This window comes from Streptomyces sp. NBC_00620, assembly GCF_026341825.1.
Classification (GTDB): Bacteria; Actinomycetota; Actinomycetes; order Streptomycetales; family Streptomycetaceae; genus Streptomyces.
Genome location: NZ_JAPENY010000003.1, coordinates 201,413 through 213,997 on the forward strand (window position 1 = coordinate 201,413; position 12,585 = coordinate 213,997).

General features: G+C 70.0%; 10 protein-coding genes. 5 read left to right on the forward strand and 5 right to left on the reverse strand.

Features of this window, described 5'->3' with window-relative positions; all coding sequences use genetic code 11:
- Positions 1 to 53: 53 nt before the first annotated feature.
- Positions 54 to 1,265: a 4-hydroxybenzoate 3-monooxygenase gene (locus OG246_RS32250; protein ID WP_266471464.1), complete on the forward strand. Its 1,212-nt coding sequence runs from the start codon at positions 54 to 56 to the stop codon at positions 1,263 to 1,265.
- Positions 1,266 to 1,443: 178 nt separating this feature from the next.
- The gene (locus tag OG246_RS32255; protein WP_266471465.1) at positions 1,444 to 3,063 is read left to right on the forward strand and encodes a protein kinase; all 1,620 of its coding nucleotides are present in this window, start codon (positions 1,444 to 1,446) and stop codon (positions 3,061 to 3,063) included.
- A gap of 26 nt (positions 3,064 to 3,089) precedes the next feature.
- Here the strand turns inward: OG246_RS32255 and tgmB are convergent, their stop codons facing one another.
- On the reverse strand, positions 3,090 to 4,046 hold the full coding sequence (gene tgmB / locus OG246_RS32260) for an ATP-grasp ribosomal peptide maturase (protein WP_266471467.1): 957 nt from the start codon (positions 4,044 to 4,046) through the stop codon (positions 3,090 to 3,092).
- 15 nt (positions 4,047 to 4,061) lie between these two features.
- The gene (gene tgmA / locus OG246_RS32265) at positions 4,062 to 4,253 is read right to left on the reverse strand and encodes a putative ATP-grasp-modified RiPP (protein ID WP_266471469.1); all 192 of its coding nucleotides are present in this window, start codon (positions 4,251 to 4,253) and stop codon (positions 4,062 to 4,064) included.
- A 265-nt stretch (positions 4,254 to 4,518) separates the two neighbouring features.
- Here tgmA and OG246_RS32270 point away from each other — a divergent pair, with 265 nt between their 5' ends.
- On the forward strand, positions 4,519 to 5,538 hold the full coding sequence (locus tag OG246_RS32270; RefSeq protein ID WP_266474894.1) for a hypothetical protein: 1,020 nt from the start codon (positions 4,519 to 4,521) through the stop codon (positions 5,536 to 5,538).
- Positions 5,539 to 5,586: 48 nt separating this feature from the next.
- On the opposite strand, the gene OG246_RS32275 is transcribed toward OG246_RS32270, so the two are convergent.
- Entirely contained in the window at positions 5,587 to 8,013 is a 2,427-nt protein-coding gene (locus tag OG246_RS32275; protein ID WP_266471470.1) for a GH92 family glycosyl hydrolase, read from the reverse strand.
- A gap of 312 nt (positions 8,014 to 8,325) precedes the next feature.
- Here OG246_RS32275 and OG246_RS32280 point away from each other — a divergent pair, with 312 nt between their 5' ends.
- Positions 8,326 to 8,994, forward strand: coding sequence for a DUF2238 domain-containing protein (locus OG246_RS32280; RefSeq protein ID WP_266474896.1), 669 nt, complete (start codon positions 8,326 to 8,328; stop codon positions 8,992 to 8,994).
- Between the two features lie 49 nt (positions 8,995 to 9,043).
- On the opposite strand, the gene OG246_RS32285 is transcribed toward OG246_RS32280, so the two are convergent.
- Positions 9,044 to 10,027, reverse strand: coding sequence for an aldo/keto reductase (locus OG246_RS32285; protein WP_266471472.1), 984 nt, complete (start codon positions 10,025 to 10,027; stop codon positions 9,044 to 9,046).
- A 160-nt stretch (positions 10,028 to 10,187) separates the two neighbouring features.
- On the opposite strand from OG246_RS32285, the gene OG246_RS32290 reads away from it, so the two are divergent.
- Positions 10,188 to 11,927, forward strand: a complete 1,740-nt coding sequence (locus tag OG246_RS32290) for a cholesterol oxidase substrate-binding domain-containing protein (RefSeq protein WP_266471477.1) — start codon at positions 10,188 to 10,190, stop codon at positions 11,925 to 11,927.
- On the opposite strand, the gene OG246_RS32295 is transcribed toward OG246_RS32290, so the two are convergent.
- On the reverse strand, positions 11,908 to 12,570 hold the full coding sequence (locus OG246_RS32295; protein ID WP_266471478.1) for a TMEM175 family protein: 663 nt from the start codon (positions 12,568 to 12,570) through the stop codon (positions 11,908 to 11,910). The two genes, OG246_RS32290 and OG246_RS32295, sit on opposite strands and share 20 nt — an antisense overlap.
- Positions 12,571 to 12,585 lie beyond the last annotated feature (15 nt).

Here is a 12,585-nt window from a genome sequence, read left to right on the forward strand (position 1 = left end):
CGGCCGCCCTGCTGGAGTGTCCGGCGCTGACGGAGCACCGTCATAATGTTCGGGTGACCTCCCCCACCCCCACCCCTGTGCAGCGCGTCCCCGTCGTCATCGTCGGCGCGGGACCGGCCGGTCTCACCATCGGCAACATCCTGCGGGCAGCGTCCGTCGACTGCGTGGTCCTGGAGACCGAGAGCCGCGAGTTCATCGAACAGCGGCCCCGGGCGGGGTTCATCGAGGAGTGGGCGGTGCGCGCGCTGCGGGAGCGGGGTCTTGCCGACCGGCTCGTGGAGCGCGCGCAGGCGCACAGCGAGTGCGAGTTCCGGACCGGCGGCGAGCGCCACCGGTTCCGGTACGCCGAGCTGACCGGGGACCGGCACTTCGTCTATCCGCAGCCGCTCCTGGTGACCGACCTGGTGCGCGAGTACGCGGACGTGCGGGGCGGCGACATCCGTTTCGGCGTACGCGATGTGGCGCTGCACGGCATCGACGGGGACCGGCCCTCGGTGCTGTACACGGACCCCGCGACGGGCGAGCGTCGCCGTATCGACTGCGAGATCATCGCGGGCTGCGACGGCGCGCGCGGCGTGACGCGCACCTATGTGACCCCGGATCAGGGCACCGTCGCCCGGTACGACTACGGGGTGGGCTGGCTGGCGCTCCTCGCCGAGGCGCCGCCGTCCTCCGACTGCGTCGTCTTCGGTGTCAGCCCGCGCGGATTCGCCGCCCATATGGCGCGGAGCCCTCAAGTCACCCGGTACTACCTGGAGGTCGCGCCCGGCGAGGACCCGGAGAACTGGCCGCACGAGCGCGTGTGGTCGGAACTCCACGCCCGCCTCGCGGTGAATGGCGCCCCGCCGCTCACCGAGGGCCCGCTGATCGAGAAGCGGGTGCTCGACATGCACAGCTACGTCGTGGAGCCGATGACGTACGGGCGGCTGTTCCTGGCGGGCGATTCCGCCCACCTCGTGGCGCCGATAGCGGCGAAGGGCATGAACCTCGCGCTGCACGACGCGCTGCTCCTGGCCGACGGGCTGATCGCTTACTACGGGACGGGCGACGGCAGTGCATTGCGCGGTTACTCGGCGGCCTGCCTCGCGCGTGTCTGGGAGTACCAGGAGTTCTCGCGGTGGTTCGCGGAGTTGCTGCACGGGCCGTCGTCGGGCGAACCCTTCCGGGCCGGATCCGCGGGTGCCCGGCTGCGGCGGATACTCGGATCGCCCGCCGCGGCGGCCGCTTTCGCCGACTCCTACATAGGCCGGAACATCGTGGGGTGAGCGCGGCCGCATGGACGAAGAGACCGTGCGACGAGACCGGCGGCACGGGCGGAAACACCGTGCGGTGAACCCTGCGCGAAAAAAGCGTGTGCCCGATCCGTCTTCCTTTGAACACTCAACGTCACATCCTCCGTACTTCCGGGAAAGGTGAGAGCCCGGTGCGCAGCGAGGGATGAGCATGGTCAAGGTGCAAGACCCCACGGACGAGTTGGTCGCCGGAAGATACCGCCTCCTGGAGGTCGTCCACCGGGAAGAGGGCCGCGTCGGCTGGCACGGCCAGGACGTCGAGTTCGAGCGTCCGGTCACCTTGACCAGGTCGCGGCTCCCGGATCATCTGCGCGAGCAGGCGGAGCACCGTACCGCTGCCCGGATCCTGCGCGAGTCCGAGCGCATGGGACTGATCTGCCCCGGCAAGGTGTCCACCGTCGTCGACGTGATCGAGGACAACGATTTCCTGTGGACGGTCACGGAGCGGTCCCCCGGTGTCCCGCTGAGCGCGCTCCTCGGGAACGGTCCGGTGAACTACATCCGGACGGCCCGCATCGGCCTCGGTCTCCTCGATGTCATCGCCGCGGCTCATCGCCACGGGCAGACGCACGGCGATCTCAGCCCGGGGCAGATCTGCGTGGACGACCAGGGCTCGGTCACGGTGAGCGGCTTCGGCCTGATGGGGGCCACCTCCTCGGCACGTGTGACCGCGCCGTCGTACGCGTCCCCGGAGCAGGCGCGCGGCGAAAGCACCGGACCGGCGGCGGACCTGTGGGCGCTCGGCGCGATGATGTACGCGATGGTCGAGGGGCGGCCGCCCATCCGGGACCGTGGACGGCTCGATGCCACGCTCCGCGCCGTGGACCGGCTGCCCATCCGGCAGCCGGCGAAGGCGGGCCCGCTCAGCCCCGCCATTCTGGGACTTCTGCGCAGGGACCCGCTCGAGCGGGTGCCCGAGCCGGTCGTACGCGAGGCGCTGACGCGCATCCTCAAGCAGGAACTCGACGACTCGACGCCCACTGCGCAACTGCCCGTCTTCCGGGACAGTTACAGCGCCGCACGGCGGTCGGGGCGGACCTTCGGCGGACGCACTGTCGGCCGGCCGGTTCTGGTGGGTGGGGCGCTGGTCGTCACCGTCGTCTGCTTCGCCGTACTCACCGCGGCCGGCGGGCTGCCCGACGGGGACACCTCCGCGTCCGGCTCAGCACCTTCGCCGACCGCTTCCGGGTCCCCGCCGGCCGCTTCCGGCAGCCCGTCCTCGACGCCCACCAACACGGGCACCGCCTCCGGGCAGCCACCGGCGACCCCGACCCCGGCGTCTTCCTCACCCACCGTCGAAGAGTCACCGTCGGCCACCTTCTCCACCTACAACGCGCCCGAGGGCTTCTCCATCGACCTGCCCGAGAGCTGGAAACCCCTGCAGACCAACGGGACCTCCGCCGACCTCTCCTACCGCGTCACCTTCGGCGCGAGCGGGGATCCGCGCACACTGGCCGTCACCTACAGCACGCGGCTCGGCCCCGACCCCGTCGAGATCTGGGCGGCGCTGGAGCCATCACTGCGGAGCGAGTCCACCGATTACGAGCGGGTGGGTGACATCCGCGCCGTGGACTATCGCGGCTTCAAGGGTGCCGACATGGAGTGGATCTCCGTGTCCGACGGGGTCCGTGAACGCACGCTGGGCCGGGGTTTCCTCATCGGCGACAGCCGGGGCTTCTCGCTGCGCTGGACGACCCCGGCCGACGATTGGAACGACTCCGCCAACCAGGAGGCGCTGGACGTCTTCTTCCAGTCCTTCCAGCCGGAGTGATCCGGTGAGCTGCCGCAGGGCGTGACTCATCTCCGCCCTGCGGGGACACGGCCATCGGGTCTTCGCTGCGCCAGCCACAGGGCGACCGCTTCGGCGATGGGCTGGCCCGTCTCCAGTTCGACGAAGCCGAACTGGCCGCCCTGGTTGCCCTCCAGGAACCACCAGACGCCCTCCTTGTCCTCCGCGAAGTCGAAGGCGGCGTACGCCAGTCCGGTGAAGGTCAGGTACTCGTGGACGGAGCGGGCGATGCGGCCGGGCACCTCGATGGGCTCCCAGGTGTGTCCGGTGTCGCCGAAACGCCCGTCGACCTGCTCGGGCTCGGCGGTCTTGCGGGCGGCGAACAGGCGCGAGCCGATGGCGGTGAGCCGGATGTCGGCGCACTTGGGAATGTACTGCTGGAGCAACGCGGGGCCGACCGCGACGCCGGAGAAGTCCGTGTCGGGTCCGATGAGCGTGGTGGGCAGGGCCACCGGGGGCTCGCCCGGCGGTGGCCCCGAGGCCGACTTCACGACCACGTCGCGGTACTCCTCGACGAACTGCTTGGCGACCCGTGGAGCGGTCGTGATGACGGTGGGCGGCACCGCGAAGCCGCTGCTGTGCGCGACCCGCAGCTGCCAGGGCTTGTGCCGGGCCTGCTCGGCGCTGCGCGGGTGGTTCATCCAGCGGGTCGCGGCGGAGTAGAGCATTCCGAACAGGGCCTGCCGGGTCTCAGCGGTGAGCCAAGGCGAGGGATCGGCGGCGTGCGCCGCCGGTTCGCCCGGCCTGCGCACCCACACGGAGCGCAGGCCACCCATGCTGAGCACATGGCCGTTGACCGACAGATAGCCGTCGAAGTCGCCATGGGCGTAGTCGGCGGACAGCACGGCCTTGCCGGGCACGTCGGCGGGGTCCAGGCGCACCATGGGCACGCCCTGTTGATGCAGTTTGGCCACCACCATGTCGGCGGTGACGTCCTGCTCGGCTGTGAGAATGAGTACCGTCATGCGCGCGAGCTGCCGTCAGTCGTCGAAGTGCGTCTGGGAGCCGGCCGTGGACGTCGTGGTTCCGGAGGCCAGGAGGAGCGCACGATCACTGACGGCCGGTCGGCCGTCGGGCAGCACGTTCAGTTGGAGTGAGACGTCGAATTGGTACGCGGCTGTCACGGCCGACTGCCCTGTGGGCAAGGCGTAGTTGAGAGTGAACGGTCGCACGAAAGATCCTCCTGCGGTCTCACGATGCTCTACGCCCACCCGTACGTCTCACGACCGTAAGGAATTCATCACTTTCCGCCACATCGGGGTGAAGGTCATCACATCGCGTCGTTTCCGGCTTGCTCGTTTCGGTTTTACTTGTGTGTCCGCTTGTTTCCGTTTTACTCGTGGCTCTGCTCGCTGAGGGCTGAAGCTTCGGCCAAAGCTTCATCCTCCGTGATCTGAACGCCGCACCGACCCAGGAGAGTTCCCGGTGACCGTAGCCATTGCTCCGTCCCATGAATCAGACGCGGATTTCGGCGCGTTGGATCCCGAAGTGTCGCGTGACGCACGCGACTTCGGGGCCTACGCACGGACCGGCGGCTGGAGCTTCGCTCTGAAGGTGGCGCGCAGCGTGCGGCCCGGCGGGCAGTCCGCGGACGAGACACCGAAGATCTCCGCGAAGGACTTCGCCGAGCTGGCCGGATGCTCGCCCGAGCGGGTCATGCGCTACTACAAGGCGTGGGACAAGGCGGCCGACGACGGTCTCGTCCCGCAGTTCGAAGGGCTGGCCCCGGGCCAGGACATCGAGCTGCCGGACGCCGAGGTGTGGCACACGTACTACGTCTCCCGCTCCAGCGCCGCCTCCGAGCGCGGCACCGCCATCGCGGAGGCCGCCCAGGCCGAGGGCATCCGGCCCACCAAGGCCCTTGAGGTCGCCGAGAACCCCACCGCACTGCGGGCCGCGATCCTCGCCGACCCCTCCACCGCCCAGGCCGCGCGGCACGCGCTCCTGGACCGGCTGAAGGAGGACCCGGCGCTCCAGACCGAGCTGGCCCGGGACATCGCCCGCACCGACGATCTCAAGAAGGCGGTGGCCACCGAGACCAGGGCCGCCGACCGGATCGGCTATGTGCGCCAGATCGCGGAGAAGGGCCAGATCAAGACCCCGGCCGGGCAGACCCTGGACGCCCCGGCCGAACTGCGCTCCGAGGCCGAACGGCACCTGTCCCTCCTCGACGAGCTGGACGAGGGCGAGGACACCGGCGAGTGGGCGTCCGAGGCGTACGACACCATGAAGAACATGGTGGTCGAGACCGTCCAGGCCGACCCCGAACTACGCGTCCAGGAACGCCGGACGAAGTTCTACAGCAGCCTGCAGAAGGCCACGAAGGTGTTCGAGGAGCTCACCTTCGACGACGCCGACGACATCTACGAGGACGACATGGTGCAGCGTCTGGAGGAGCTCCAGCAGGCGATCGGCACCTGCATCGCGGCTCTGCGGAGCGCCGCTCCCCAGCAGTGACCGCCTGCCCGCGGCCCCGCGAGAACGCTTCTCGCGGGGCCGCGGGGATCACTGAGGCAGGTTTGCCGGGTCGGTCGCCCACTGGGTGTTGGGCTGTTCGGCGAGGCGGAACGTGAGAGTGCCGCCCTTCGTCGTCAGTCCGGCGCCGGTCCACGAGCGCTGCGTGGTACGCCCGTTGACCCGTACGGCGTCGATGTACGGGTGCGTCGCGTCGGCGGCAGGCGCGCTGATGGTGATGTCGGTTCCGCCCGGCCGGTCCACGACCGCGCTCGGGAAGAGCGGAGCGCTCAGCAGCATGGAGGCGCTGCCCGGGGTCTGGGGATACAGACCGAGGGCGGAGAAGACGTACCAGGCGGACATCGTGCCGAGGTCGTCGTTGCCCGGCAGACCCGAAGGGCCGGTGCCGTAGACCGTGTTGAGGATCTCGCGGACGGTCTCCTGCGTCTTCCAGGGCTGCCCCAGGGCGTTGTAGAGCCAGGGCGCGTGGATGCCGGGTTCGTTGGTCGGGTCGTAGCGCAGCGGGTCGCCGCCCCGTACCGACCAGGAACCGTCCGCCTTGTGGAAGAAGCCGTCGAGCCGGACAGCGGCTGCGTCGCGGCCGCCCATCGCGGCGGCTAGCCCCTGCACGTCCTGCGGAACCATCCAGGTGTACGTCGCGCTGGTGCCCTGCGCGAACCCGAGATCGCTTCCCGGGCTGAAAGGCGTCACCCAGGACCCGTCGAGCCTGCGTGCCTGGATGTAGCCGGCGCCTGCCGTGGCGGCGGGGTTGAAGACGTTGCCCCAGTAGGCACCCCGCTCGGTGAAGGCGGCGGCCTCCTGGTCCCGGCCCAGCAGCTCGGCCCACTTCGCAAGGGCGGAGTCGGCGACAGCGTCCTCCAGGGTCTCGGCGGCGCCGCCCCAGCAGTGGCACACGTCCTGCGCCGCGTAGTGCGAGGTCAAGTACTGGGCGAGGTTGGGGCGTTGGCCCACGCACTGTCCCGGGCAGCCCGCGTCGGAGAGTCCTTCGTCACGCGGCACGGTGGCCTGTCGTACGAGCGAGTCGAAGGCTCCCTCGTAGTCGAAGTTGCGTACGCCCATGGCGTAGAAGGTGGCCAGCGTCGCCGCCGAGGGGTCGCCCGTCATCACGTGGGTGGCGCCGCTGATGTGCACCCAGCGGTCCCAGACTCCATTGTTCTGCCGCGCGAAGTTGTAGAGGGACTGCGCGAAGTCGCCCGCGATCCTCGGTTTCAGCAGGGCGAGGAGTTGTATCTGCGCTCTGTACTGGTCCCAGCCCGAGAAGTTGCTGTACTGCGCCTGCTGGCCGCGGGCCAGGCGGTGCACCGCGCCGTCCATGCCGTAGTACCGGCCGTCGCCGTCGCTGATCAGGTTGGGCTGCATGAGCGAGTGGTAGAGCGCCGTGTAGAAGGCGGTGCGCTGGGCCGGACTGCCGCCGCCCACACGGACGGTGCTCAGTTCCCGGTCCCAGGCGCGGGCCCCGGCGTCGGCCACCACGGCGACGCTCGCGTGCGGTGCGATCTCCCCGCGGAGGTTGGCCTCGGCGCCGTCGAGACTCACGTACGAGATGCCGACCCGCATCCGGACATCGTTGTCGGAGCTCGTGTCGAAGCCGACATATCCGCCGGAACCGCGTCCCGCGCGGTCTGCCCCGGTGGCGTACCCCTCCCCGCCCGAGGCGGAGGTCGAGCCCGCGGAGAGCGTGCCGTCCTTCCAGGTGCCGACCGAGGAGAAGCCACGGTCGAAGGACGCGCTGAAGTACAGCTTGTAGTAGCTCTTGCGGTTGTTCGTGCCGCCGTTGGCGCGGCGGCCGCAGAACGCGCCGGTGAGCACCCAGCCGGTCACCTTGCGCTGCGCGGCGTCGATCTCGACGTGGGAGTCCTCGCTGCCATTGAGGGAGTTGGAGACCCGGAAGAGCAGGTTGGCCGGACGGTCGCTCGGGAAGGTGAAGTCTGCGACGCCCGCCCGCTTGCTGACCGCCAGGTCTGCGGTGGCACCGGACTTGAGACCGAGCGTGTAGCGCCCTGGTACGGCCTTCTCCTGGGCGTGAGTGAAGTCGGCGGCGTAGACCGCGTCCTTGGTGTCCGCCGAGGGCGAGGAGGTGACGTCGCCGACGAACGGCATGACCGGTACGTCGCCCGCCGCGCCGGGGTTGCAGCCGGCGCCGTTGACGTGGGTGAGGCTCAGCCCTCGTATGCGTGTCGTGTCGTACTGGTAGCCGTTGGCGGCGCCCGTGCTGGTCTGGTCGCCGGTGGTGCTGGTCGGGGACCAGGCGATCATCCCCTGCGGGAGGGTGGCACCGGGGTAGGTGTTGCCGCCGTTGGACGAACCGATCAGCGGGTCGACGTAGGAGACCGGCCGCTCGGTGAGAACGGCTGAATCGGCCGGGAACGGGATGGTCAGGGCCAGGGCGCTGGTCGCGACCACGGCGGCGGACCGGGTGCCGAACCGTCTTGCTCTGCGCAGCCATTGGGGGCGCATACGAGGGTCACCTTCCGACAGGTAGGGGCGGGCCGGGATGGGCGCGAGGATAGGTGGCTGTCGGGAGGGCGGGAAGTGACCCGCGCGTCCGGGTGGTGAAGGCAGGGTGAATGCGTTGCGGGCCCGGAGGACATCGGGTCGCCTTCCAGGGGACGGCCCTCCGCGAAGTGAGTAGGCGTACTCATGTCCCCGGTCGCGTGCTCCAGCAGCATGGGGCCACCTGGACCAAGGAGACCGCCGATGACCGGAGTTCACCTCGCCTCGCTCATGCGTCGCCCGATGAACGACGCCTTGCCGACGCTCGACGACCCCATGCCGGAACGCGCCCCGCGGAGGATTCTCCCGGTCGCGCTCGTAGTGACCGTCGTCGCAGGACTGGCCGTATCCGCCTGGCACCCGCACGACGGCATGACCTGGTTCCTGGAGACCGTGTGGGTGCTGATCGGGCTGCCGCTGGCCGTCCTGTACCGGCGGCGCTTTCCCCTCACGAATCTGCTGTACTGCCTGCTCGCGGCGCATGCGCTGGTGCTCGCCGTGGGCGGGCACTACACCTACGCGCAGGTGCCGTTGGGCGACTGGGTGCGGGACGGGCTGGGCCTCGACCGCAATCCCTACGACCGGTTCGGGCACCTCATGCAGGGCTTCGTTCCTGCCGTCCTGGTCCGGGAGTTGCTGAGCCGGACCTCACCGCTGCGCGGCAGTCGCTGGCTGGCGCCCCTGACCGTGTGCGCCTGTCTCGCGTTCAGCGCGGTCTTCGAGATGTTCGAATGGGCGGCCGCGGTGATCGGCGGACACGCCGCGGACGACTTCCTGGCCACCCAGGGGGATGTCTGGGACACCCAGTGGGACATGTTCTGCGCCCTGATCGGGGCGACCGTCTCGGTGCTGGTGCTGAGCCGCCTGCATGACAGGCAACTGGGCGCGCTCTCGGGGGCCGGGGCTCTCCGAGGGCGGGGGGATCACTCCGGTGGCGGCCAATAGCTGCCCAGGATCGGCCGCCGCCTTCACCTCTCAGCCCCTGCACCAGCGGCTACCAGCGCCCCTCCACCTGCTCCTTGATCCGCCGCTCGTAGAGGTCCTCGACCGCGTCGAGGGTCTTCTGCGACAGCTCGGGGAGCTTTGCCGCCGCCGCGTTGGCGCGGGCCTGCTCCGGGGAACGGGCGCCCGGGATCACCGTGGTCACGCCGGGCTGCTGGACGATCCAGCGCAGCGCCAGCTGGGCGGGGGTGGCGCCTTCCGGGGCGAGGGCGGAGAACTCGGCCGCCGCCTCCACGCCGGTCGCGTAGTCGACGCCGGAGAAGGTCTCGCCCTGGTCGAAGGACTCGCCGTGGCGGTTGAACGTGCGGTGGTCGTCCGCCGCGAAGACCGTGTCCTTGGTGTACTTGCCGGAGAGCAGGCCGGAGGCCAGCGGGACACGGGCGATGATGGCGACGCCCGCCTCCTGCGCCGCCGGGAGCACCTGCCGCAGGGGCTTCATGCGGAACGCGTTGAGGATGATCTGGACGCTCGCCACATGGGGGCGGGCGATCGCCGTCAGCGCCTCCTCGCACGTCTCGACGCTCACGCCGTACGCGGCGATCCGCTCCTCCTCGACGAGGGCGTCGAGGGCGTCGAACACCTCACCGGAGGAGTAGACCGGCGTCGGCGGGCAGTGCAGCTGCACGAGGTCGAGGCGGTCGACGCCGAGGTTGCGGCGGGAACGGTCGTTCCAGGCGCGGAAGTTGTCGAGGACGTAGTTCTCCGGGATCTGGTCGACGCGGCGGCCCATCTTGGTGGCGACCAGCACATGCAGGTCCGGCCTGCCGCGCAGGAAGGTCGAGATCGTCTGCTCGCTCCGCCCGTCGCCGTACACGTCGGCCGTGTCGAAGAAGGTCACCCCCGACTCGGCTGCCGCCTCGAGCACAGCCAGGGCGTCCTGATCACTCACGTCGCCCCAGTCCGCCCCCAACTGCCACGTGCCGAGACCGATGACCGAAGCCTGCTGACCTGACCTGCCGAATACGCGCTCGTCCATGCCGTCAGTCTGGCACCTCCCCGCCCTCGTGAAGGACGCCACCCCAACCGGTCATACCTGTGCGTCCGCAAAGAACCTCCTATGAGGGTTTGTCACTCGAATGAGTGAAGCGCTTCGACAGTGGACTGATTCGTGTCAACCGCTGCCTAGCGTGGAACACATGACCGAATCTTCAAGAGGTGAAGAGCCCTCCGCATGGTCGCGCCGAGGGTTCCTGCTGACCGCCGCCGCGCTCGCCGCCGGTTCCCAAGTCGTGCTCCAGGGCCGGGCCGAGGCGGCCGCCGAACTGCCCGGGTTCCCCGAGGACGTCGACGTCTACCGGTCGGCGTACCGCAACTGGGACGGGGAGATCACCGCCGTCGGACTGTGGGCCTGTGCGCCCGGCGACGCGGACCAGGTCGTCCAGGTGGTCAACTGGGCCCGGCAGCAGGGCTGGACGGTGCGCGCACGGGGCTCCTCCCACGGCTGGTCGCCCTTGACCATCCCAGCGGGGACCGAGGCGGACGCTCCCGTGCTGCTGGTCGACACCGTCCCCGGCCTGACCGGTCTTTCGCTGGAGTCCACCACCCCCGCCGCCGCCGTCCGGGCCGGCACGGGCGTCACACTCGAGACGCTGCTCGGCTTCCTGGAAGACCGCGGTCTCGGCCTCACCGCGACCCCTGCCCCCGGTGACCTGACGCTCGGCGGCGCGCTGGCCATCGACGCCCACGGCACCGCGGTTCCCGCCGACGGCGAGAGCAGGCTGCCCGGACACACGTACGGCTCGCTCAGCAACCTTGTGCTGTCGCTGACGGCGGTGGTCTGGGACGCGGACAGCGACGCCTATGTGCTGCGCACCTTCGGGCGGGACGACGCTGACTGCGCTGCGCTCCTCACCCATCTGGGCCGCGCCCTGATCACCGAGGTCGTGCTGCGCGCGGGCGCGAACACCAACCTGCGCTGTGTCAGCCGTACCGACATCCCCGCCGCCGAGCTCTTCGCGGCGCCGGGCGGCGACAGCGGCAGACGTACCTTCGCGAGTTTCCTGGACGAGGCGGGGCGCGCGGAGGCGATCTGGTTCGCGTTCACCGAGTTCCCCTGGCTGAAGATCTGGAGCGTCACCCCCAGCAAGCCGCTGACCTCGCGCCGCGTGACCTCGCCGTACAACTATCCCTTCTCTGACAACGTCCCCACGGTCGTGGCCGACCTCGCCGGACGGATCGTGTCCGACGCGGCCTGGTACCTGGCTCCGGTCCTGGGCAACGCGCAGTTCACCGCGGCCGCCGTGGGACTGACCGCCACGCTGTCCGCGGACATCTGGGGGCCGTCCAAGAACACGCTGCTCTACATCAAGCCCACCACCCTGCGGGTGACCGCCAACGGCTATGCCGTGCACACCTCGCGAGCCGAAGTGCAGCGTGTCGTCGCCGAGTTCACCGCGTTCTACCGGGAACTGCTCACCACCTACGCCGCCCGCGGGAGCTATCCCGTCAACGGATCGGTCGAGATCCGGGTGACCGGCCTCGACGAGCCGTCCGACGCCGACTCGACGGACGCCCGCGCACCTCTGCTGTCGGCGTTGCGGCCCCGGGCCGACCATCCCGAGTGGGACACGGCCGTCTGGCTGGACGTGCTCACCCTGCCGGGCACCGCCGACGCGGCCGCGTTCTACCGGGAGTTGGAGCGCTTCCTTCTCACCACGTACGACGGCGGGCACGCCCTCACCCGCGTCGAGTGGTCCAAGGGCTGGGCCTACACCGACGAGGCCGCGTGGTCGGACCAGGAAGTCATCGGCTCCGCCGTCCCCGCCTCCTTCGACGACGGCGAAGGACCGGACTGGGAGCAGACGGCTGGCGTACTGGACCGGCTCGACCCGCACCGGGTGTACGACAACGCCTTCCTCAGGCAGTTGTTCCCGTGACCCCCGGCGCCTGCTGCTCAGGCGTCTTCGGACCTCGGAGCAGCGGGCGCGCCGCGACCGCCAGGAGCCACCAGTACTTGCCGGCCGTGGGCGAGGCGAAGGCCACCGGAATCGAGGTGGCGAAAACGCCGAGGAGCAACAGGCTTCGCCGGAGGGCATCCTTGATGCGCCCGGGCTCCACGGACGCCACGGCGAGGGACGGCCGCACCAGCAGACGGGCGGCCATTGCGGCGAGCAGCGCGATGCCGAGTGTGATCGTCGCGGCGTAGAAAACGGTGGCCGCGGCAGTATCGCCGTACTCATTGAGGAGCCGCGTGGGGAACGGGAGCGCGGCAACCACGGCGAGCAGGGCGAGATAGAGGTAGAGCAACCAGCGGTCGAGCGTGGCGACCAGGTGGAACAGCGCGTGCTGTGCCAGCCAGAGCGCACCGATCACGGCGAAGCTCAGCAGGTACGAGCCCATCTTGGGCACGGCGTCCCGCAACGCCGCACCGACCTCGGAGTCGGCGAGCCCTTCGGGAACGGTGATGTCCAACGCCAGCAGCGTGATGGCGATCGCGAACACCGCGTCACCGAAGAAGAGGAGGCGTTCCACGCCGATCACGGTTTCGCGGCGCGGGAGTCGGAGCGTGCGGTTGTTCATGGGGCAGCACCACTG